Annotated in this window: 26 protein-coding genes and 1 pseudogene; 26 read left to right on the top strand and 1 reads right to left on the bottom strand. The window is 62.2% G+C overall.

What is annotated here, in order from left to right:
• The 6 genes from Q0239_RS11130 to Q0239_RS11105 all read left to right on the top strand — a co-directional run.
• Window positions 1–1161 (top strand): strawberry notch C-terminal domain-containing protein (locus tag Q0239_RS11130; RefSeq protein WP_298602667.1); only part of this gene is annotated, 1161 nt, incomplete at its 5' end.
• Between the two features lie 465 nt (window positions 1162–1626).
• The gene (locus tag Q0239_RS18200; RefSeq protein WP_367276090.1) at window positions 1627–2223 is read left to right on the top strand and encodes a toprim domain-containing protein; all 597 of its coding nucleotides are present in this window, start codon (window positions 1627–1629) and stop codon (window positions 2221–2223) included.
• Between the two features lie 339 nt (window positions 2224–2562).
• On the top strand, window positions 2563–3486 hold the full coding sequence (locus tag Q0239_RS11120) for a DUF2493 domain-containing protein (RefSeq protein WP_006018712.1): 924 nt from the start codon (window positions 2563–2565) through the stop codon (window positions 3484–3486).
• 140 nt (window positions 3487–3626) lie between these two features.
• Complete coding sequence (locus Q0239_RS11115; RefSeq protein WP_298602665.1) at window positions 3627–4076, top strand: hypothetical protein; 450 nt, start codon at window positions 3627–3629, stop codon at window positions 4074–4076.
• A 92-nt stretch (window positions 4077–4168) separates the two neighbouring features.
• Window positions 4169–4465 carry a hypothetical protein gene (locus Q0239_RS11110; RefSeq protein WP_080654815.1) on the top strand — a complete coding sequence of 99 codons (297 nt, stop codon included), beginning with the start codon at window positions 4169–4171 and terminating at the stop codon, window positions 4463–4465.
• 188 nt (window positions 4466–4653) lie between these two features.
• Complete coding sequence (locus Q0239_RS11105) at window positions 4654–4974, top strand: DUF736 domain-containing protein (protein WP_006018714.1); 321 nt, start codon at window positions 4654–4656, stop codon at window positions 4972–4974.
• Between the two features lie 101 nt (window positions 4975–5075).
• Here the strand turns inward: Q0239_RS11105 and Q0239_RS11100 are convergent, their stop codons facing one another.
• Window positions 5076–5324: a helix-turn-helix domain-containing protein gene (locus Q0239_RS11100; RefSeq protein ID WP_024337241.1), complete on the bottom strand. Its 249-nt coding sequence runs from the start codon at window positions 5322–5324 to the stop codon at window positions 5076–5078.
• A 146-nt stretch (window positions 5325–5470) separates the two neighbouring features.
• Between Q0239_RS11100 and Q0239_RS11095 the strand changes: the two genes are divergently transcribed.
• The 20 genes and pseudogenes from Q0239_RS11095 to trbL all read left to right on the top strand — a co-directional run.
• Complete coding sequence (locus tag Q0239_RS11095; protein WP_006018715.1) at window positions 5471–5743, top strand: hypothetical protein; 273 nt, start codon at window positions 5471–5473, stop codon at window positions 5741–5743.
• A 165-nt stretch (window positions 5744–5908) separates the two neighbouring features.
• The gene (locus Q0239_RS11090; RefSeq protein ID WP_298602660.1) at window positions 5909–6103 is read left to right on the top strand and encodes a DUF6499 domain-containing protein; all 195 of its coding nucleotides are present in this window, start codon (window positions 5909–5911) and stop codon (window positions 6101–6103) included.
• Between the two features lie 136 nt (window positions 6104–6239).
• Window positions 6240–6680, top strand: coding sequence for a DUF2285 domain-containing protein (locus Q0239_RS11085; RefSeq protein ID WP_024337242.1), 441 nt, complete (start codon window positions 6240–6242; stop codon window positions 6678–6680).
• 134 nt (window positions 6681–6814) lie between these two features.
• Window positions 6815–7096 carry a helix-turn-helix domain-containing protein gene (locus tag Q0239_RS11080; protein WP_006018718.1) on the top strand — a complete coding sequence of 94 codons (282 nt, stop codon included), beginning with the start codon at window positions 6815–6817 and terminating at the stop codon, window positions 7094–7096.
• Between the two features lie 22 nt (window positions 7097–7118).
• Window positions 7119–8000: a replication initiator protein A gene (locus tag Q0239_RS11075; protein WP_006018719.1), complete on the top strand. Its 882-nt coding sequence runs from the start codon at window positions 7119–7121 to the stop codon at window positions 7998–8000.
• 289 nt (window positions 8001–8289) lie between these two features.
• Window positions 8290–8754 carry a DUF2840 domain-containing protein gene (locus Q0239_RS11070; RefSeq protein WP_006018720.1) on the top strand — a complete coding sequence of 155 codons (465 nt, stop codon included), beginning with the start codon at window positions 8290–8292 and terminating at the stop codon, window positions 8752–8754.
• Entirely contained in the window at window positions 8751–9263 is a 513-nt protein-coding gene (locus Q0239_RS11065; RefSeq protein ID WP_006018721.1) for a S26 family signal peptidase, read from the top strand. Before Q0239_RS11070 ends, Q0239_RS11065 begins: the two co-directional genes overlap by 4 nt.
• A 2-nt stretch (window positions 9264–9265) precedes the next feature.
• Window positions 9266–10096: a lytic transglycosylase domain-containing protein gene (locus Q0239_RS11060; protein WP_006018722.1), complete on the top strand. Its 831-nt coding sequence runs from the start codon at window positions 9266–9268 to the stop codon at window positions 10094–10096.
• Entirely contained in the window at window positions 10093–10485 is a 393-nt protein-coding gene (locus Q0239_RS11055) for a hypothetical protein (protein WP_006018723.1), read from the top strand. The genes Q0239_RS11060 and Q0239_RS11055 overlap by 4 nt, the downstream gene beginning before the upstream one ends.
• A complete protein-coding gene (locus Q0239_RS11050) occupies window positions 10482–12245 on the top strand; it encodes a DUF3363 domain-containing protein (protein ID WP_006018724.1) in 1764 nt (587 codons plus the stop codon). The genes Q0239_RS11055 and Q0239_RS11050 overlap by 4 nt, the downstream gene beginning before the upstream one ends.
• Before the next feature lie 36 nt (window positions 12246–12281).
• Window positions 12282–14263 (top strand): annotated as a pseudogene (locus Q0239_RS11045) (conjugal transfer protein TraG).
• Between the two features lie 6 nt (window positions 14264–14269).
• Window positions 14270–14695: a CopG family transcriptional regulator gene (locus tag Q0239_RS11040; RefSeq protein WP_006018726.1), complete on the top strand. Its 426-nt coding sequence runs from the start codon at window positions 14270–14272 to the stop codon at window positions 14693–14695.
• 133 nt (window positions 14696–14828) lie between these two features.
• A complete protein-coding gene (locus tag Q0239_RS11035; protein WP_006018727.1) occupies window positions 14829–16157 on the top strand; it encodes an MFS transporter in 1329 nt (442 codons plus the stop codon).
• Window positions 16158–16385: 228 nt separating this feature from the next.
• A complete protein-coding gene (gene trbB, locus Q0239_RS11030; RefSeq protein ID WP_006018728.1) occupies window positions 16386–17300 on the top strand; it encodes a P-type conjugative transfer ATPase TrbB in 915 nt (304 codons plus the stop codon).
• A gap of 1 nt (window position 17301) precedes the next feature.
• The gene (locus Q0239_RS11025; protein ID WP_006018729.1) at window positions 17302–17625 is read left to right on the top strand and encodes a TrbC/VirB2 family protein; all 324 of its coding nucleotides are present in this window, start codon (window positions 17302–17304) and stop codon (window positions 17623–17625) included.
• Window positions 17625–17888: a VirB3 family type IV secretion system protein gene (locus Q0239_RS11020; protein ID WP_006018730.1), complete on the top strand. Its 264-nt coding sequence runs from the start codon at window positions 17625–17627 to the stop codon at window positions 17886–17888. Before Q0239_RS11025 ends, Q0239_RS11020 begins: the two co-directional genes overlap by 1 nt.
• A 10-nt stretch (window positions 17889–17898) precedes the next feature.
• Complete coding sequence (gene trbE / locus Q0239_RS11015) at window positions 17899–20340, top strand: conjugal transfer protein TrbE (RefSeq protein ID WP_298602644.1); 2442 nt, start codon at window positions 17899–17901, stop codon at window positions 20338–20340.
• Window positions 20337–21065 carry a P-type conjugative transfer protein TrbJ gene (gene trbJ / locus Q0239_RS11010; protein ID WP_006018732.1) on the top strand — a complete coding sequence of 243 codons (729 nt, stop codon included), beginning with the start codon at window positions 20337–20339 and terminating at the stop codon, window positions 21063–21065. The genes trbE and trbJ overlap by 4 nt, the downstream gene beginning before the upstream one ends.
• Complete coding sequence (trbK-alt, locus tag Q0239_RS11005; RefSeq protein WP_006018733.1) at window positions 21065–21436, top strand: putative entry exclusion protein TrbK-alt; 372 nt, start codon at window positions 21065–21067, stop codon at window positions 21434–21436. Before trbJ ends, trbK-alt begins: the two co-directional genes overlap by 1 nt.
• Window positions 21433–22264: P-type conjugative transfer protein TrbL (gene trbL, locus Q0239_RS11000; protein WP_298602641.1), on the top strand; the 832-nt coding region annotated here is incomplete at its 3' end. The genes trbK-alt and trbL, both read left to right, overlap by 4 nt.

Genomic DNA, 22264 nt, shown 5'->3' with positions numbered 1-22264 from the left:
ACCGGAGGACAGGGCCTGTTCCGGCCCGAGGACAATCTCGAAAGCCAGTATGGACGTGATGCGTTGCGTCAGCTCTACACGCTGCTCGCGCGAGGCAAGGTCGACGGTTGCTCGCTTGGGAGGTTCGAGGATGCAACCGGTCTGAAGCTCATGGATGCCAATGGGCTCAGGAATGACCTGCCGCCGATCACGACCTTTCTGAACAGGTTATTGGCGCTCACCATCGACCTCCAGAATGTGCTGTTCACCGCCTTCGAGCAGCTCTTGTCCGCTCGGATCGAAGGCGCGGGTGCATCCGGCACCTACGACGTCGGGTTGGAAACACTCCGTGCCGAGAGCCTTGTCGTCACCGACCGGCGGACGATCTATGACCAGCGGGGGACCGGCGCCGAGACCCGGCTGCTCACTGTCACACAGCGCCAGCGCAATCATCCGGTGAGTCTGGATGACGCTCTTGCTCGTCTTTCCGATCGTCAGGCCGTCCTGCTGGTCAATGAGCGCTCGGGACGAGCCGCCGTGCAGGTCCCCGCGGCGAGCGTCATGCTCGATGACGGCGAGATCGAGCGGCGCGTCCGTCTGATCCGGCCGATGGATCAGCACACGGTCCCCTTGAGCATGATGGCGGAGAGCCACTGGATCGAAGCGGACCGTGGGCGCTTCGCTGCGGCCTGGGTGGCGGAGCTTGCCGAGGTGCCCCAGTTCACGGAAAGCACGATCCACGTTGTGGCGGGCTTGCTGCTCCCTATCTGGAAGCGGCTGCCGAACGAATCAACCCGCGTCTATCGGCTCCAGACCGATGCGGGCGAACGCATCATCGGACGCAAGTTTTCGGCCACATGGGTCGCAAACGTCCTTTCGAGGGACGCGCCCGCGCTGACGCCGGACGCTGCCTTTGCCGCGCTGATGGAGGGACGCACCGTCCTCGACCTCGCGGAGGAACTCCAACTTCGCCGCGTCCGGGTGATGGGCGCCTATCGCATCGAGCTGTCCGGATTCAACGACACGATACGCGATCGCCTCCGTGCTTACGGCCTCTTTGGGGAGATCATCTCCTGGAAGCTGCGCATGTTCGTACCCACGGACGCGAGCGGCATCGAGGTCCTGTCCAGGGTGCTCGACACCTATCCGGTTACGGGCGTCAGTGAGCGGGAGGCCGCGTGATGGCCGGCGATGCTTCCGAACTGGCACGCCGCCTCTCGTGCGAGGCTGAGGCGGTGTGCCGACACTATCTCTCTAATGGCAGGCGGGCGGGGCGGGACTGGCTGGGTCGGGGCCGCTTCCAAAACCCGGGGCCCCCCTTGTTCGTGGGGGCGCCCCGAACACCGGAGGGGCCCCCCCGGGAAATGGACCGACGCCGCGACCGGAGAACATGGTGATCTCCTCGACATCATCCGCGAAAGTCTGGCCTTGCGAGACTTTCGCGAGGTCGCCGAGGAGGCGAGGCGCTTTCTGAAGCTGCCTCGTTCCGAGGAGCAATCACTCCCGAGGCCCGTTCGTCCAGTCGCGCCGGCCGGATCGCAGGAAGCCGCTCGTCGGCTCTTTGCGATATCCAACCCGATTGAAGGGACATTAGCCGAGGCGTACTTGCAGCGTCGCGGAATTAGTTGCATCAACCATGGTGGCAGCTTGCGCTTCCATCCTCGTTGCTACTATCGACCGGATGAGCATTCGTCGACCGAAACCTGGCCGGCGATGATAGCCTGTGTCACCGACCTCGATGGACGGATCACCGGCGTGCACCGCACCTGGCTAGATCCACACGGTTTTGATCGCGTGCGGCTCGGCAAGGCTCCGATCGACACACCACGACGCGCCATGGGTGACCTGCTCGGCAACGCCGTTCGCTTCGGCGTGGTCGATGATGTGCTCGCTGCCGGCGAGGGAATCGAGACCATGCTGTCACTGCGTTACGCACTGCCGGCCCTGCCCATGGCGGCCGCGCTTTCGGCTAATCATCTCGCAGCGATGATGCTGCCATCTGGCCTGCGTCGGCTCTATATCGCCCGCGATGACGATGCTGCCGGAGATACCGTACAGGCGATTCTCACGCAGCGCGCGGTAGAGGCCGGCGTTGAAGCGCTTCCGCTGTCGCCTCGGGTGGGCGATTTCAACGAAGATCTGCACATCTTTGGCCTCGAAGCCCTCCGCGCATCGTTGCGGCTTCAGCTCGTACCAGAGGACGTCGTCCGTTTGCTGCATTCGTCGTTGGCAACCGCGGAATAGCCCCGGCAATTCGATGGGCATCGACAGGTCGGTCGCGGTGCGGCCACTGCCGGGAGAGCACGCGACCACGGCCTTCTAGAGGGCGATCGGACGGCAAGCGGCTCGGACCGGCAATGGCTGCGTCCGGCTATTTTCCGCCGCGCGCCGGCGACGAGAAGACACATTAGCCATCTGGCGAGCGCGCTTTGCATCGCGAAGCAAAATAGCCCGGCCTCCGCCATCCTCCGCTGCGCTTCGGCCCTCCGCTCTGCTCCGGGTTCTGGCCCGTTCCGCCTGCCGTCTGAGTGATCGCCACGAAGGCCGCGATGGTCGCGGCCGATCCGGCAAAGGATCGCCTCCATGACCGACCACGATGACATCGAACCACCGCACGACGCATCTCCGACCGAACACGTTCTTGCCGAATTGCAGCTCTTCGGTTACCGCCCCTTCGACGACCAGCCCGATCCACGGCCGCTTCCCGACGGCAGGATCATTACCGGTGCCGTCGTCGATATCTTCGATGCCCTGGTCGCGACGTTGAGCGACACGCGGCTCGAGCCGGACCTCGACGATCTGCTCTGGTCGACCGTCAACCTGTTCCACCGAGCCGTCGACCGCATCGGTCGCCAACTCGACGACAACGAACAGGCGCAACGGAAGAGTCAGCGCGAGCAGGACGGTTCCGAAGTTCGATCCGTCGAACTCGAACGCATCACGGCGGAAGGCACCACGTTGATCGAGCGACGCAACTGCCTGGAGCTCTTCCGTGACCAAGCCATCGAACGCTTCGAGACTCACACCGGCACATTATGGCGCCCCCGATCGGGATCGCTGGTGAACCACCGCACCCTGACCGCGGCGATGATCGACTCCCGCGACTTCATCGCAGCCAAGCGCCGCGCCGAGACCGAGATCCTGCTGCCCTCAGGGCCAAAGATCGCGCTCACCGGAGGGCTCGACTTCAACGACCACCACCTCATCTGGGATCGTCTCGACAAGGTTCATGCCAAGCATCCCGACATGGTCCTGCTGCATGGCGGCTCCCCGAGGGGGGCCGAACTGATCGCCTCGAAATGGGCGAGCAACCGCAAAGTGGCCCAGATCGCCTTCAAGCCCGACTGGACGAGGCACGCCAAGGCAGCACCGTTCAAGCGCAACGATGCCATGCTCGAACTCCTGCCGATCGGCGTCATGCACTTCCCGGGCACGGGCATCCAGGACAACCTCGCCGACAAGGCGAAACGGCTCGGCATCCCGGTCTGGATGTTCGGCGGCGCATGAGCGCCGTCTGCTCAACTGAAGTCTTTGAGGCGAAATTGCTCCCGCCGCAACTCCGCCTCGTTTCAGTCTCATATCCAGAGTTGCGCCGTGGTGGTGGTGGAAGGCGCGACTGGTAGATCTATGCACATGGAGCCACCACCATGCTCGCTATTGGGCTTGTTCTCAACACACTCGGCATCGGTCTGTTCTGCTGGGCGATCATTGCGCTTGCCGTGTATGCCCTGCCGTTTTTTGTCGCACTCATTATCGGGATGATGACGTTTCACAGCGACGCCGGCCTCATTGGCGCCATGCTTATCGCGACGGCCGGCGGTGCGCTCACGCTGGTCCTCGGCCAGGTCGCCTTTGCTGTTACTCGGTCCCCCGCCTTGCGCATCGCCATCGCAACAGCATTCGCTGTTCCCCCCGCCGTCGCCGGCTATCATGTGGTGTTCGCCGTGTCCAATATCGGGGTGCCCTCGCTGGCTTGGCGTGAAGTCTTCGCTTCCTTGGGCGCGGTTTGCGTTGGCGGCACGGCGATGACGCGCTTGGTGGTTTTGGCGAAGACCCGCCCGTTCGAGCCCGATGTGGTGGTGGAGAAACCGTCCTAGCCAATTCTTACGGCCGCATGGCCCCAGGGGCGATCGCTTACCGCTGCCATGTCGAATAGCTTCGTTTCGCGTAGATCGGCGCGGTGAACGGGATGATCGAACTTGAGCGCGGAGATCTCGTCCTGCTCGGAATTCATCGATCAAGCTGCCGACATTCGGTCTGGCCCACGCAGCCGCGGCAGAACGATCTTATCTCGATCCGTTCTTGGGAGACGATACCGCCTTTTGCAGGAGATTGTTTCTCTTTCCCCGCTGAATCGTTCACGCCTCTTGTTCATCAAAACCGAGATAGCCACGCTTCTCCAGATATCGTGGTTCAGCACGCGGACGCACGTGGCCTCGTTGATGGCTTGATCTGGCCGAAGACCGGCTTCGCCTCGATCGTCTGAGCCGCAACGCCGTTGATGCGACTTTCTTCCCCTGGGCTTCGCCCATTCCTCGCGAGGCAAGAAAGTCGCCACAACGACGTCCTCCGCTGCGCTCCGGCCCGAGCGGGTGCGTCGCCGATCGTCCTCGGCCCTAGATCGCCATCGAGGCCGCGGTGGTCGCGGGCTCGAAACACAACAGGAGAAGTGACATGGCTAACATCGGTTCTTTCAAGAAGGTCGGTAACGAATTCCAGGGCGAGATCGTCACCCTGAGCCTGAAGGCCAAGGGCGTCCGCATCGTCGCCGAGACCAACCGCTCCAATGACAACGCCCCCAGCCACCGCATCTATGTGGGCCGGGCGGAGATCGGCGCAGCCTGGTCGAAGCGTTCCGAGGAAGGCCGCGACTACCTCTCGCTCAAGCTCGACGATCCTTCCTTCAACGCGCCGATCTACGCGAACCTGTTCGACGACGAAGGCGGTGAAGGCTACACCCTGCTCTGGTCGCGGCCGCGCAAGACCGGCGAGTAGGCCACTTCATCAAGCCCCGTCCGGTCTGCCGGGCGGGGCTTCCCATCCTTCCAGGCGTCAGTGAGCGCGAACCGGCCGCCGGATCGAGCGGGTCGGCTCAATCACTCGGCCTGCCCCCGAGTCCTTTTCTTGGTGCTTGTGGGCGGGCGAGTGAGCAGGTCGGCGGCCTCGACACCCAGGCTGCGAGCGAGCCGATCGACAACGTCGATACCCGCCGCATAAACGCTTCGCTCGAGTGCGCTGATATAAGTGCGGTCAATTTCAGCACGATGAGCCAATTCCTCCTGTGACAAACCACGGGCCTGCCGGAGCTTCCGCAAATTGATTGCAAGTATCTCGCGTATATCCATACGCGAGAGGGCATGTCCTTGAAGAGTATTTCACCACGGAGTATTTTCGACAAAACGCGATCCGGACGGCTTCCGCGACAATTTTGGCGCTTCTGCTCCTTCCTGCCCGCGTGTTAGAAATTGTCTAAACTAAGGCGTGGAGTCTTATGAGGAAGCCGCCGCTCGACCCAGGCGTCGCCGACGCTGCGCCTGCAGATCAAATTCTCACTGCCTACGATGAGCAGCATGTCGTGACCTACATGCGCCTTCTGCAGGCCGAAAGCCAAGGGGCTGACTGGATGGAAGTCGCTCGAGTGGTGCTGCATATCGATCCGGTGCGGGAGCCGGACCGTGCGCGAAGCGCATATCAGAGTCATCTCGCGCGCGCCAAATGGGTGACCGAGCAGGGACGCCTCTTGCGCGGCACCGGCTCAAAATAGAAGAAAACCGCCGGCCGGCGACTTGCAGGCAGAACTATTTTCTTTTGCTGATCGGTGGTCATTCCGGTGCACCACGTGGTGCCAAACTAGGGGCTTCCTACAACCGCCTCGTTCATACCTATTGCGGCGCAATCGTTGTTAGCAGCGTGCAATGGGGCGGAAGCAATGCCTGAATTCGACTGGCGGTCGCCGGAATCCTACAAGAGCCTACAAGACGCCGAAATCACCGACATCGCCTGGGAATGTCTCCGCCGCAACGCCGACTATCGACCCGAGAACGTGGCGATGATCGCAAGCAGCCCAGATGGTGCAGTGACCGAGGAATTCAGGAGGAAATGGGGTATCTGCTTTCGCCCATGACCCGCGGCGGTCGTTCGATGAGCAGACGATCTTTTGGGCGCCTGAGGTTCTAGCGGCGGTCGTTCCGGTCAAGGTTGCCTCGGCCGCCGATCGCAGTTCAGCGCCTCAACCGCTGCTTGACCTTGCAGCAGGCCAGATGCGCCGCGCCGCCGACGGCTGGCACGCCGTGCTGCGCATCGGTGCAGTGGATCACCGTGTCTGGTCCAAGGATCCACCGGTGCTTGGCGCGTCATATGCAGCCGAACTGCCATTTGACGGCGATTTCGGCGCGCGTGCGTATGCAGCCCGCCGGCTGTGGCGCGCGATGAATGGACGCGCACCAGGTCCTGCCTTTCACCAACTATCTAAACAGCGGCGCGAACGCTTGAGCGCCGCGATCCGTGCGCTTGATGCTCGCAGCGCCGGCGGAAGCTATCGCGTTATCGCCGAAGCGCTCTTCGGCAAAAAGCGAATCCCCGACCGTGCCTGGAAGACCCATGATCTGCGCAATCGAACAATCCGCTTGGTGCAAGGCGGCCTTGCGTTGATGCGCGGTGGTTACCGCAAACTTCTGCGGTCCGGGCGCAGGGACGAATAGCCCTTCCGGTTGGGGGGTATCGAAAGCGGCCCCCTCCATATTCGGCATCCCCCTCCGAGATCTTGCTTCTCCATGATGACCGCACACACGCCGGCCTAGCCAGGCGTAGTGCGATGTCCTCCTGGAGTCCTCAAATGCCCGATCCGATGGCCGGTCTACCACCGCGATTCCTGCGTACACCTGAGGCCGCGCGCTATCTTGGCCTGTCCGGTCGCACGCTCGAGAAGCACCGCACGTACGGTACTGGACCGACGTATCGGAAGATCGGCGGACGTGTTGTCTACGCCGTCGATGACCTGAAAGCGTGGGCTGACCGCGGCGCCAAGACGTCGACGTCCGATCCCGGGAAGGGGACGGTACTGCCGGCCAAGAAGCAGCCCGCGCTGCGCCCGTATGCGGGCCAGGAACGTCGCTGATTGCCGCGTGAGAGTAGTGACCATGCGGCGCAAACACCATTCGGAGCGCGACCAGCTTGAGCTCTTTCGGGCGTTGCCCGGCGATCTTGCGCCGCGCGACGCGCAGGATCTGATGGCGTATCCGTTCTTCTCCCTCGCAAAGACTAAGCGGATCGTGCCGATCGACTTCCGTGCCGGTGCGATCGCAATTCGTGTCGAAGCCGTGCCGGAACACGGCATGGCGACGATCTGGGATGCAGACGTTCTGATCTGGGCCGCGTCCCAGATTGTCGAAGCCCGTGATGCCGGCCTGAAGACGTCGCGCCTGATGGCTGCAACGCCGTATGAAATTCTGACGTTCGTCGGCCGCGGCACCGGCGCACGCGACTATGATCGGCTGAAGGCGGGTCTCGACAGACTTCAGTCAACGACCGTGCTGACGTCGATCCGTCAGCCGGCAGAGCGGCGACGGCATCGCTTCTCCTGGATCAACGAGTGGAAAGAGACGGCCGATGCAAATGGCCGCCCATTTGGGATCGAGCTGATCCTGCCGGATTGGTTCTACGCTGGCGTCATCGATGACGCGCTCGTGCTGACGATTGATCGCGCCTATTTCGAGCTGACGGGCGGACTTGAGAGGTGGCTTTATCGTCTTGTGCGCAAGCACGGCGGACGCCAGGACGGCGGCTGGAGTTTTGATCTGGTGCACCTCCATGCCAAGTCCGGCATCCTCTCGCCCCTCAAGCACTTTGCTTACGACGTGCGCCAGATCGTCCAGCGCCAGACATTGCCCGGTTATCAGCTCGTGCTCACGCGCGACCCTGATGGCACCGAGCGACTGAACTTTGCACCCACGCCTGTTGATCCCTTAACGGCCCGCTTGCGCCGGCGCGGTCTCATTCCAAATTCGGAGGACAACCTGTGAATCAGCTCGTGCTATCGGGGACCGCAACCCTCGTGCTATCGGGGACCCGATCCTCGTGCTATCGGGGACCGGAATCGAGCTTAAGAGCTTGTTTCTCCGCGCTTTCCAGCCGCTCTAACTTTACTAACCGGAAATCCTTCGGATTTCTTCTAACGGAGCAGGCCGAAAGCGGCGTCGATGGCGCTCGGCAACGGCAGTCCGACAGGCCAGCCTGCCTTTGCAGGCGATACACACTCTCGACCGAGCCCCAAGCTCACGGCTGCCAGCCCCAGCGTCCGGGAGCCGCCGCATGAGCGATCTCACGGAAGTGGAAGTGTTGTGGCTCGAGAAGCGCATCGAAAACCGCATTCGGTTCGGTCGCATTGTCGGGGAACGGAAGCTTGATCGCCATCGGCGTGTCCTGTCATTCGCGCCAGGCAGCATCTTTGCCTTCGTCCGGTGGACCTCCAACGACTTTGGCACGATCATTTCGCGCATCGACATCTTGCGCGCGGTCGCACTGGGACAGCGCTGCTCGACCGTTCCTTATGTGACGCCCGGCGGTGAGATTCTGCTGCGCCTGTCCGGCTGGCCGAAGGTCGAGCGCGTGCTGCAGATGATCGATGCCGTTGAGGCGCTCGGCGTCGATCCGGCTGATGTCGCTCCCGACCATTGGCATCACGTTCACAACCGTCTGTCCGTTAATGAAAACCCGCGCCCGTATACGAAAGCGCGCCATCAGGCCTGGCTCCATCGCCAAAGGGTGATGCGATGACGGGCCGCCTACCGATGCTGGCCGTGACGATTGGGGTCGCTGCTGCGCTCATCGCGACGATCGTCCTGGAGCCGATTCCGCTATACATCTGGAACGCATCCGCGAGCGTGCCGATCGGTCTCTACCGCCTCCGACCGGCGGACCAATTCCAAGTTACTGAATTGGTCGCCGTGCAGCCGCCGGAGCCGCTCGCGACCTTCCTCGATTTGAACGGCTATTTGCCCATTGGCGTGCCCATGCTGAAGCGCGTGCTCGCCCTTCCGGGGCAGAGTGTTTGCAGAACCGGCCTCACGATTTCGGTCGACGAGGTCGCGGTGGGCGAGGCGAAGGACCGCGACGGACGCGGCCGGCCGCTGCCGAAATGGCAGGGCTGCCGCGTCGTCGGCGACGGCGATCTGTTTCTGATGAACTGGCAGTCGGACGACTCTCTTGATGGCCGGTATTTTGGATTTCTTCCGGCATCCAGCGTGATCGGCCGTGCGATGCCGGTGTGGACGTGGGAGGGGTGATCGTGCGTATTCGACGTGTTCTCCTCGCCATGCCCTTGTTCGATCGATTGCGGGATCATTCCTCCGTCTCGATCGATGTCTGCAAGGCTGGCGCGAGCCCGACCGCGTGCTTGGGTCGGTTGGGCACGCGCGTTTGTGCAGTCGTGCCCGTGATGCTTCTTCTGACCGCGTTCGACGGTGCTGCTTTGGCCCAGAGCGGATCAACCGCCCAGCCGGCGATCAGTCAGACCGCTCACTCATTTGCCGGCTTCATCAATGAAGCCGCACAACGCTTTGCGATTGCGCCGAACTGGATCCGATCAGTCCAACGCATCGAGAGTGCTGGTGACGTGCACGCCAGATCGCCAAAAGGCGCAATGGGCCTGATGCAAATCATGCCAGCGACTTGGGCGGAACTTCGTGTGCGCTACAATCTCGGGAACGACCCCTACGACCCGCACGACAACATTCTGGCCGGTACGGCGTACTTGCGCGAACTGCTCGATCGGTATGGCTCGCCTGGCGTGTTTGCGGCGTACAATGCGGGACCATCTCGCTATGAAGAGCATCTTGCGGGCGGCTCTCTGCCAGACGAGACGCGAGCATACGTCGCAAAGCTTGCAAATCTGCTTGCCGTCGAACTGCCGCCGAGGTGGACGTCCGGCGGACAGTCATCAGCAGCTGCGACGCTATTCGTCACGCGATCCGATCTCATGAAGACGCGTGATCGGTTGTTGGCGCTCATGCCGTCTAGCGGTGTCACGACCGCGTTCTCGGCGCCCGATGTTTCGCCCATGGTCCCCCGGCCAATTGGCATGTTCGTCCCTCGATCGGATTCGGGAGTATCGCGATGACCAGGTGTGCGGGTTCGCAAGCTGATGGTGTATGGGCGATGCCTTCGGCCCGCGCTCTACTCGTCGCTTCGCTCCTCACCGAGCCACCCTTCGGGTGTCTCGGCCCTTCGGGTAACGATCGCTATCGCAAGCGCTCGGAAGCAGTGGGGGCTTCGCGAGTTGGCGGCCAGGTCGCGGTGGCTCTTTCGGGAACCGGCGACCCGGAGACCACGACGGCAGGACGGCGAGATAAAAGGGGCTCGCCGCTCGAACCGCAAGCCATTGACATGGCTTGGGTTCCGGCGTGCCGGTCGGTCGGGGCGCGTGCCGCGCCTTGGATTTTTAAGAATGAGATCAACTACATTTTCGGCACTCTACGCGTTTTGGCGTCCTTCGAGGCGCAGTCATGACCACGGGCGACAGCGATCTGCGTATCCGGCCCGGGCGCATCCGCAGTACCCGCGCGCCGAAGCCGAAAAGCTTCATCAATCAGGTGCTACGCGCGGCGAAGAAAACCGGACACACCTCGGGTCAGACCCCGGCCGGCAGGCGTTCCGCGGCCCATGGGCGTTCGACGTTTGGCCGCGGGCGCCTCGCCTTTAGCCGGGCGAGATTGTTCAGCCCGACGCGGCGCGTTGTGGTGAAGGCGCGCGTGGTTCGCCACAAAGGACGAGCCTTCCGCTCAGCGCCGCTGACGGCCCATCTCTCGTATCTGAAGCGCGATGGCGTGACCCGGAGTGGTGAGCGGGCCGAGATGTTTGATGCCCGCGGCGACGGCGCCGATAGCGCGGCGTTTGCCGAACGCTGCAAGGACGACCGTCACCATTTCAGGTTCATTGTCTCGCCGGAGGACGCCGGCGATATGACCGACCTGAAGGCCTTCACCCGCGACCTCGCCAAGCAGATGGAAGCCGACTTTGGCACGCGACTGGATTGGGTGGCTGTCGATCATTGGAATACCGACAATCCTCACGTCCATCTTCTCGTTCGGGGGGTCGACGAAGAGGGCGCTGATCTCGTGATCTCCCGCGACTACATCAGCCGGGGCCTGCGTTCACGCGCCGAGGAATTGGTCGCGATCGAACTGGGTCCAAAACCGGAGCACGAGATCCGCAATTCGCTGGAGAGGGAAGTCTCGGCGGAACGATGGACGCGGCTCGACCGGGAGGTCCGACTGGCGGCGGAAGAGACCGGGTATATCGATCTTCGACCCAAGAATCCCGGCAGCGCGGATCCTGAGATCCGCCGCCTGATGGTTGGCCGTCTTCAGCACCTCGAGAAGATGGGCCTTGCCGCATCCGCCGCACCAGGGGAGTGGATGGTCGGACTCGAGGCCGAGCGCAGCTTGCGCGACCTCGGCATGCGCGGCGACATCATCAAGACCATGCACCGCGCCTTTACCGAGCGCGGGGAAGCGCGCGGCGTCGCCGACTTCGTCATCGAGGGTGGACAGCCGACGTCTCAGCTTATGGGACGACTGGTCGAGCGTGGATTGCATGACGAACTGACTGGCGAGGCCTACGCCCTGATCGACGGGACCGACGGACGCGCGCACCACGTGCGCTTTCGAGGTATCGAGGCCTTCGAACATGCTCCGCCCGTTGGGGGAATCGTCGAAGTCCGACGCTTCGGTCAAGCCGGCGATCCACGGCCGACCGTGGTGCTCGCCATCCGCTCCGATCTCGATCTTGCCGAGCAGGTCACCGCAAAAGGCGCGACCTGGCTTGACCACAGGCTGGTCGAACGCGACTCCATGCCGCTTGCCATGGGCGGATTCGGCCGAGAGACGCGCCAAGCCATGGAAGCCCGTACCGAGCATCTGATCCGGGAGGGCCTAGCGCGGCGGCAGGGCCAACGCATCATCTTGCAGCGCAACCTCCTGAACACGTTGCGCCAGCTTGAACTGGACCAGGTGGCCGCAAAAGTCTCGGCCGACACCAGCCTCCCTTACGTGAAGTCCGAATCCGGGGAGCATGTGGCGGGGACATATCGCCAGCGTCTGACGCTCGCCTCGGGACGCTTCGCCATGATCGACAATGGGCTCGGCTTCCAACTCGTGCCCTGGTCGCGCGAACTCGAAAGGAGGCTCGGCCAACACGTCACCGGCGTCGTGAAGGACGGCGGTGGAATCGAATGGGGCTTTGGTCGCAAGCGCGACCTCGGTCTCTAACAATCGCACCAATCCAGCTGCGGAAGGGCGTTCGGGATGTCCGGAACCAAAATCCTTTGGGGGCAGGTGATCGTGGTCGGCCTGATCGTTTTGCTGGCCATCTGGGGAGCAACCGAGTGGACGGCCTGGCGGCTCGCCTGGCAACCGGAGCTTGGGCGGCCCTGGTTCGAACTGTTGGGCTTCAAGGTCTATTACCCGCCCGTCTTCTTCTGGTGGTGGTTCGTCTACGACGCCTATGCGCCACGGGTCTTTGTCGAAGGAGCCTTCATTGCGGCGTCGGGGACCTTCGTTTCGATCGCGGTGGCGATCGGCATGTCGGTTTGGCGGGCGCGCGAAGCCAAGAATGTCGCGACCTATGGGTCGGCGCGCTGGGCTGGTGCGGACGAGGTTCGAGCGGCGGGACTTCTCGGTCCGGATGGTGTGGTGCTCGGCAAGCTCGACCGCGACTACCTTCGCCACGACGGGCCGGAGCACGTGTTGTGTTTTGCACCCACCCGATCCGGCAAGGGTGTCGGTCTTGTCGTCCCCTCGCTCCTGGCTTGGCCCGGCTCGGCCATCGTTCACGACATCAAGGGCGAGAATTGGCAACTGACCGCGGGCTTCCGCTCGCGACACGGCCGCGTCCTGTTGTTCGATCCCACCAACCCAAAGTCCTCAGCCTACAATCCGCTGCTCGAGGTCCGGCGCGGGGAATGGGAGGTTCGCGACGTCCAGAACGTGGCCGACGTCCTGGTCGACCCCGAAGGCTCCCTCGACAAGCGGAACCACTGGGAGAAGACCAGTCATTCGCTCCTGGTCGGCGCCATACTCCACGTTCTCTATGCCGAGGCGGACAAGACCTTGGCCGGCGTCGCCGCCTTCCTGTCCGATCCGAAGCAGCCGATCGAGACCACGCTGAGGGCGATGATGACTACACCGCACCTTGGCGAGCAGGGCGCCCATCCCGTCGTCGCCTCGACCGCGCGCGAACTCCTCAACAAATCCGAAAACGAACGCTCCGGCGTCCTATCCACCGCGATGTCGTTCCTCGGGCTCTACCGCGATCCCGTCGTGGCCCAGGTGACCTGTCGCTGCGACTGGCGGATTGCCGATCTGATCGCAGATGGTCGCCCGACGACGCTTTACCTCGTGGTGCCGCCGTCGGATATTTCTCGGACCAAGCCGCTGATCCGTCTGGTGCTGAACCAGATCGGCCGGCGCCTGACCGAGGATCTACACGCCCGCGACCGTCGGCATCGAGTGCTAATGATGCTCGACGAGTTCCCGGCGCTGGGGCGGCTGGATTTCTTCGAGTCTGCGCTCGCCTTCATGGCGGGGTACGGCATCAAGAGCTTCTTGATCGCGCAGTCGCTCAACCAGATCGAGAAGGCCTACGGGCCTAACAACGCCATCCTCGACAACTGTCACGTCCGCGTCAGCTTCGCGACCAACGACGAGCGGACCGCCAAGCGGGTATCGGACGCGCTCGGGACCGCGACCGAGATGCGGGCCATGAAAAACTATGCCGGCCATAGATTGAACCCGTGGTTGGGGCACTTGATGGTCTCGCGGCAGGAGACGGCCAGACCTCTCTTGACCCCGGGCGAGGTCATGCAGCTTCCACCGATGGACGAGATCGTCATGGTGGCGGGTACGCCGCCGATCCGGGCGAAGAAAGTTCGCTACTACGAGGATAGGCGGTTCACCGAGCGGGTTCTGCCGCCGCCAAATCCGGCGAGCGCCGGCCGATCATCGAGAACGGACGGTTGGTCAGCGCTAGGACCATTGAAGCCGACGGCGGGTCCAACTGACAAAGCCGCGGAGGTCGAGGAAGACACGGCGAACAACGGACTCCGGCGCGACTCCCCGATCACGTCGCGATCGCCAAGGAGACGACCGAACCGACGCCGGCAGAAGAATTTGCCGCCGTTCTTGACGATGACGAGGATGGGGTCCGCCAGTCCCGGCTCATACGCCAGCAGATGCGCGGCGTTGCGCGTCAGGTCGCCATGGACCCGAATGACGGTATGGAGCTCTGAGGCATTATGCGCGACCGGATGAACGTCTACTTCCCGCCAGAACTGCTGAAACAGATCTCAGAGCTCGCCGATCGCAAAAGACTTTCTCGGTCGGCGATCGTGGAAGCGGCAGTTGTTTCGTTTCTGTCCCCGGATGGAGCGGACAGGCGAGAAGCGGCGTTTACCCGGCGCCTCGATCGGCTGTCGCGCCAGATGCAGCGGCTGGAACGCGACGTGGGCTTGACGGCCGAAAGCTTGGCGCTCTTCATCCGCTTTTGGCTGACGATCACGCCGCCGCTACCCAACGACGCACAGGCTGCCGCGCAGGCAAAGGGCAGGGATCGTTTTGAAGGATTTGTCGAAGCACTCGGGCGCCGTTTGCAAAAGGGGCAAAGCTTTCTCCGGGAGATTCCAGAAGACATCGGTCGTCAGGAACCGGCCGAAGAAACTTGAGAGAGCCACGTAGACAGACCATTTCGCGGATCCTTCTTATTCTACGCCACCCTACGACCGCAGGGATTTACCCGAACTGACGAAAAGCTGGTCGCGCTATCGGCTCGCACGAGCTGACAGCAAGAGGGCCAGCATGCAAATTTCCGGGACATGGCGTCTCATCTCGCGCGTTTTTCTCCCGTTTGCTGCTGGATACTATCTTTCGTATCTGTATCGAACGATCAACGCTTTGATCGCCAGTCATCTCAGCTCGGATACCGCGCTCGGGACTGCCGACCTCGGGTTGCTTACGTCAGTCTATTTCCTGATATTCGCGGCGGCTCAGATCCCTGTCGGTATATTGTTGGATCGCTTTGGTCCGCGTCGCGTCCAGAGTGTTCTGCTCTTGCTAGCCGCAGCGGGCGCCGGACTCTTCGCGATATCGACCGGTTTCCTGTCGCTTTTGATCGCGCGTGCAATGATCGGGCTTGGCGTGGCGGCGGCGTTGACCGCAGGACTGAAGTCGATCGTCCTTTGGTTCCCCAGAGAACGAGTTGCCTTGCTTAACGGCTACATGATCATGCTGGGATCGCTAGGAGCGGTGACCGCTACGGTTCCCGTAGAATACCTACTCGCTTGGATGAGCTGGCGGCAGCTCTTTGAGATCCTAGCGGCGGCGACCGGCGCGACGGCCATTTTCATCTATGTCGTGGTTCCCGAGCGGGGCATTGTCCCATCAGCAGCCTGCGCCACTCTTAGCTCCGTTTTCAGCGATCGGCGCTTCTGGCGAATGGCCCCGTTGTCGGCGACTTGCGTCGGATCAGCCTGGTCTCTGCAGGGGCTGTGGGCATCACCGTGGCTGATCGACGTGGAGAGGCTTGATCGCACAAGTCTCGTCAGACAGCTGTTTACAATGTCCGTCGTACTAAGCGGCGGTGCCTGGTTGTTCGGTATGGCCGTCCATTACATCAAACGCAAAGGAATCGGAGCGGAGGCTATATTAGTGGTGGTTGCAGTGCTGTTCATCGCAGCCGATTCAGCCTTGATCTTGCGAGCGCCCCTGCCGTCCATCCTGCCCTGGTCGGTTGTCGCAATTGCCGGAACGGCAACCGTGGTCAGCTTCGCGGTAATAGCGGATTACTTTCCGCCGGAGCTTGCTGGTCGTGCCAACGGCGTCTTGAACGTCCTGCACTTTGGTTGGGCATTTCTGGCACAATACGCGACAGGCCTGATCCTGGAGCAATGGCACACGATCGATGGCCATAGGTCCGTCCAGGCCTATCAGGTCGCGTTCGGCCTCAACGTAGCGCTGCAGATCGCAGCCTTGGTCTGGTTCGCGCTGCCTTGGCGTAGAGTCTGCGCTTCATGGATGAGTTTAACTTCCCGCTCCACGCCAGCCTCTGTTTCCAATGGTGTCAAGTCGGTCGGCTTGTACGAGAATTCGCCCATCCTGATACCCGCGGACGACGGCGCGGAGTGGTGAGCGATAGCTCTTAGCGGACTGGTACGATTGAGCAGGAGTCCAATATCAGTTCTCAGTCTTCCTTTTTCTACGCCAGTCTACGATCACCGAAAGCGCTTGTTGCGCCAACTCCATAGGTGCTTTTTCTAATCATCCCATCTGAGGGCCCTTTGCGGACGCTCTCACTGGGTGGGGACGACGGTGCCAAGCCATTCCATTCAATCGGAAGCGAATTCGCGCGGCGCGCGCATGCTTCGTAGTGCGCTTGGCACAGCGATTGCCGGCTACCTCGAAGATGAAGCGATCATCGAGGTGATGCTCAATCCGGATGGGCGGTTGTGGATCGACAGGCTGTCGAGTGGCTTGATCGACACAGGCAAAACTCTCTCCGCAGCGGATGGCGAGCGCATTGTTCGCCTGGTAGCGCACCACGTAGGTGCGGAGGTGCATGCCGGGGCGCCACGGGTTTCGGCAGAACTGCCTGGAACTGGTGAGCGCTTCGAAGGCCTTTTGCCTCCGGTCGTTGCCGCCCCGGCCTTTGCTATCCGCAAGCCAGCGGTCGCGGTGTTTACCCTCGACGATTACGTCGCCAAGGAAATCATGACCTCGGAGCAGGCCGAGATCCTGAAGAGCGCGGTCGCCGCACGGAAGAACATCCTCGTCGCCGGGGGAACGTCGACCGGCAAGACGACTCTGACAAATGCGCTCCTGGCCGAAGTGGCAAAGACTGCCGATCGGGTCGTGCTGATCGAAGATACGCGCGAACTGCAGTGCACAGCGCCCAACCTTGTCGCTTTGCGTACCAACGATGGCGTGGCGACGCTATCGGACCTCGTTCGCTCCTCGCTGCGACTGCGTCCTGACCGTATTCCGGTCGGCGAGGTCCGCGGTGCCGAAGCCCTCGATCTGCTCAAGGCCTGGGGTACCGGGCATCCCGGTGGCATCGGGACCATTCATGCTGGTACCGCGCTCGGTGCCCTGCGGCGGCTTGAGCAACTCATTCAGGAAGCCGTCATCACGGTTCCGCGTGCCCTGATCGCCGAGACCATCAACGTTATCGCCGTGCTGGCGGGGCGTGGCGCTGATCGTCGCCTCGTTGAGCTCGCGCTCGTCCGGGGGCTTGGAGCTGCCGGCGACTACAGCCTTTCAACAGCAGGAGACTGACATGCGTCAGCAAATTCGTTTTCTTCGAGGTGCATCGGTGGCCGCCTTCGGCACGGTGCTTTTGGCGGCGGCGCCGGCATGGGCCGCTGGTTCGAATATGCCATGGGAGCAGCCGCTCAATCAGATCCTGCAATCGGTTGAAGGTCCGGTTGCCAAGATCATCGCGGTCATCATCATCGTCGTGACCGGGCTCACGCTCGCGTTCGGGGATTCGTCGGGTGGTTTCCGCCGGCTGATCCAGATCGTGTTCGGCCTGTCGATCGCATTTGCCGCCTCGAGCTTCTTCCTATCGTTCTTCTCCTTCGGCGGCGGCGTGGTGGTTTGATGGATGAACCGGTCACAGGTTTTGTCGTGCCCGTTCACCGCGCACTCACTGAGCCGATTCTGATGGGCGGCGCGCCGCGGTCCGTCGCGATCGTGAACGGCACGCTTGCTGCGGCCCTTGGACTTGGATTGCGGCTCTGGATCGCGGGTCTCATCCTCTGGTTCATCGGCCACATGGCCGCCGTCTGGGCCGCCAAGCGCGATCCCGCATTTGTCGATGTCGTGCGCCGACATCTGCGCATTCCCAGCCACCTCAACACCTGAGCGCTCCGCCATGATGAACCTTGCCGAATATCGTCATTCCAACGCGCGTCTCGCCTACTTCCTGCCCTGGGCAGCTCTCGTCGACGAGGGAATCATCCTGAACAAGGATGGTTCTTTCCAACGGACAGCAAAGTTCCGGGGACCTGACCTCGACAGCGCGGTGCCGGCCGAACTCGTTGCCGTCGCCGGTCGTCTGAACAACGCCTTGCGCCGCCTCGGATCCGGCTGGGCCGTGTTCGTTGAGGCGCAGCGTCATTCTGCGGGCGCTTATCCTCCAAACACCTTTCCGGATGTCGCGTCTGCGCTGGTCGATGCCGAACGCAGAGCGCAATTCGAGGAGGCAGGTGCCCACTACGAGTCCAGTTATTTCCTGACCTTCCTCTATCTGCCGCCGGAGGAGGGAGCGGCTAAGGCGGAGCGATTGCTCTATGAAGGTCGCGACCGCACCGTTGGAGCAGATGCCCGGGAGGTGTTGCGCGGCTTTATCGATCAAACCAACCGCGTGCTGCAACTCGTCGAAGGGTTCATGCCGGATTGCGCCTGGCTCGATGATCAGGCCACGCTGACCTATCTGCACTCGACGATCTCGACTAAGCGTCACCGCGTTCGCGTGCCCGAAATTCCCATGTACATCGATGCGCTTTTGGCCGACCAGCCACTGACCGGCGGGCTTGAGCCGATGCTGGGTTCAGCGAACGTGCGGGTCTTGACGATTGTCGGCTTTCCGGGCGCGACGACCCCGGGGGTCCTGGACGACCTGAATCGCCTGGCATTCTCGTATCGTTGGTCGACGCGCGCAATCATGCTCGACAAGACCGATGCCACCAAGCTGCTGACCAAGATTCGGCGGCAGTGGTTCGCCAAGCGAAAATCCATTGGCGCCATTCTCAAGGAGGTCATGACCAACGAGGCGTCGACGCTGCTCGATACCGACGCCCACAACAAGGCGATCGACGCCGACGCGGCGTTGCAGGAACTGGGGTCGGATCAGATCGGACAAGCCTTTGTTACGGCCACCCTCACTGTGTGGGACCGAGATCCCAACGCTGCCGATGAAAAGCTGAGGCTGGTCGAGAAGGTCATTCAGGGCCGCGATTTCACCTGCATGATCGAGACGGTGAACGCTGTCGAAGCCTGGCTCGGTAGCCTGCCGGGACATGTCTATGCGAATGTGCGGCAGCCACCGGTCTCGACGCTCAACCTCGCCCATATGATTCCGATGTCAGCCGTGTGGGCCGGTGAGGCGAGGGATCTGCACTTCAAGGCGCCGGCACTCCTGTTTGGCAAGACTGAGGGATCGACGCCCTTCCGATTCTCTCTCCACGTCGGCGACGTCGGCCACACCCTCGTGGTGGGCCCGACCGGCGCCGGAAAATCCGTTTTGCTGGCTCTGATGGCGTTGCAATTCCGCCGTTATCCGAACTCTCAGGTCTTTGCGTTCGACTTCGGCGGTTCAATTCGGGCGGCTGCGCTCGCCATGGGTGGCGACTGGCATGATCTCGGCGGTGCATTGTCAGACGGGGACGAAAACCCCGTCGCCCTGCAGCCGCTGGCCTGGATTGAGGATCCTTCCGAGCGCGGATGGGCGACGGAATGGATCGGCGCGATCCTGGCACGGGAAAAGGTCGAGATCACCCCGGAGGTCAAGGATCATCTGTGGTCGGCACTGACATCTCTCGCTTCGGCGCCGAGGGAGGAGCGGACCCTGACGGGCTTGTCAGTCCTGCTCCAATCGAACTCTCTGAAACGCGCCTTGCAACCTTATTGCCTCGGCGGACCTTCCGGGCGCTTGCTCGACGCCGAATTCGAGCGCCTTGGCGAAGCCTCGGTCCAGGCGTTTGAGACCGAAGGTTTGATTGGAACGGGTGCTGCGCCGGCCGTGCTGTCGTACCTCTTCCATCGCATCGGGGGCCGTCTCGACGGCCGGCCTACACTCCTTATTGTCGATGAAGGTTGGCTTGCCCTCGATGACGAGGATTTTGCGGGGCAACTCCGGGAATGGCTGAAGACGCTTCGGAAGAAGAACGCGTCCGTCATCTTCGCCACACAGTCGCTTTCTGACATTGATGGCTCCGCGATAGCACCGGCGATCATCGAAAGCTGCCCGACGCGCCTGTTGCTGCCGAACGAACGGGCGATCGAACCGCAGATCACCGCCATCTACCGCCGCTTCGGACTCAACGATCGCCAGATCGAACTTCTGAGCCGGGCAACGCCAAAGCGCGACTACTATTGCCAGTCTCGTCGCGGCAACCGGATGTTCGAACTTGGCCTTGGTGAGGTTGCGCTCGCCTTCACCGCAGCCTCTTCCAAGACAGACCAGGCAGCCATCGCGCAGCTCCTTGCCGAACATGGACCTGACGGCTTCGTGCCCGCCTGGCTCCAGCACCGCGGCGTCGCCTGGGCCCTCGACCTGATCCCCAACCTCGTCAATCTGGAGAAATCGCAATGAGACCTCTTGGCCTATTGGCGACCACGGCCGCCTTCGCGCTGCTGCTTGGCGTCACGGTGCCTGCACGGGCGCTGATCGTCTTTGACCCCACCAACTACGTCCAGAATGTCCTGACGGCCGCGCGGGAGCTCCAGCAGGTTAATAATCAGATCACCTCGTTGCAGAACGAGGCACAGATGCTGATCAATCAGGCAAGGAATTTGGCAAGCCTGCCGTATTCATCGCTGCAGCAACTGCAATCATCGATCCAGCGGACCCAGCAATTGCTGGCCCAGGCCCAGCGGATCGCCTACGACGTTCAGCAGATTGATCATGCCTTCTCGACAAGTTACGCGCCAGCGACCAGCAGCCAATCGAACCAGTTGCTGATCTCCAACGCTCAGTCACGTTGGCAGAATTCCTATGCCGCAACGCAAGACGCGCTTCGCGTCCAGGCGGGCATTGTTGGCAACCTCGACACCAATCGCATCCAGACATCCGCGCTCGTAACGTCAAGCCAGGGTGCCAGCGGCGCGCTGCAGGCAACGCAGGCTGGCAATCAGATTCTCGCGCTGAACGCGCAGCAGCTCGCCGACCTCACCGCCGTCGTGACGGCGCAAGGTCGGGCGCAGAGCCTTGAAGCGGCTCAGCGCGCCTCGGCCCAGGATCAGGGACGAGAACAGCTTCGTCGGTTCCTGACTCCGGGACAGGGCTATCAGTCATCCAACGTACAGATGTTCCACTGATGACGGACATAAGGGCATTCAAGGCGTTGTCGCTGCTTACGACAATCGGCGTGTTGGTCGTCACTGCCTGCACGATTCAGCTTCGCGGTGGTGACGAGCAGCCCGCGCTGCCGAAGGCCGCGCAGACGACAGATGCAACCAGCTCTGACCTCGCACGCTGCCGCAGCGTCACTGCGGAGGAAACGGCAGGTTATCAGCATTGCAGGCAGGTCTGGGCCGAAAACCGGCGACGCTTCTTGGCCAAGAAATCTGGTGCCGCGGTTCGTGGCCAAGAAGAACCCGCCGCTGCGTTGGCGCCGGCCCCAAAGGATCAGAGCCGGATCCCGCAGGGATATCTGCTACCGGCGACACCTGAGGCGAGCAAGCCATGACGGGTACGGGGATTATCGACCAATTCCTGGAAACGTTCACGCGATATATCGACAACGGCTTCGGCCTGCTCGGTAGCGACGTCGGCTATCTCGCAACGACCCTTGCCGCGATCGACATCACGCTTGCTGCGTTGTTCTGGAGTTGGGGGCCGGACGAAGACATCGTCGCGCGCCTCGTCAAGAAGACGCTCTTTGTAGGCGTCTTTGCCTATCTAATCGGTAATTGGAACAGTCTGGCACGCATCGTTTTCGAGAGCTTTGCCGGCCTTGGGCTAAAAGCATCAGGCGCAAGTCTCTCCGCGTCGGACTTCCTTCGGCCGGGAAAGATCGCTCAAGTCGGACTTGACGCTGGCCGACCGCTGCTCGATTCGATCTCCAATCTGATGGGCTACATCAGTTTCTTCGAGAATTTCGTCCAGATCGTCGTTCTCCTGTTTGCCTGGATCGTGGTGCTGCTCGCCTTCTTCATTCTGGCGATCCAACTCTTCGTCACCCTGATCGAGTTCAAACTCACGACGCTGGCCGGCTTCGTGCTCATTCCCTTTGGGTTGTTTGGCAAGACAGCCTTCGCGGCAGAGCGGGTCTTGGGCAACGTCATCTCTTCAGGGATCAAGGTCTTGGTCCTGGCCGCCATCGTCGGCATCGGCTCGACTTTGTTCTCGCAGTTCACCGCTGGCTTTGGTGGCAATCAGCCGACCATAGAAGACGCGATGACCCTGGTCCTTGCGGCGCTCTCCTTGCTTGGCCTGGGCATCTTCGGTCCTGGAATCGCCAACGGCCTGGTGTCGGGTGGGCCTCAGCTCGGTGCCGGTGCCGCGGTTGGAACAG

The sequence above is a fragment of the uncultured Sphingorhabdus sp. genome (assembly GCF_937872355.1).
Taxonomy (GTDB): domain Bacteria; phylum Pseudomonadota; class Alphaproteobacteria; order Sphingomonadales; family Sphingomonadaceae; genus Sphingorhabdus_B.
Note: the sequence above shows the minus strand (reverse complement) of the source record. Positions and strands in the feature narration are given on the sequence as shown.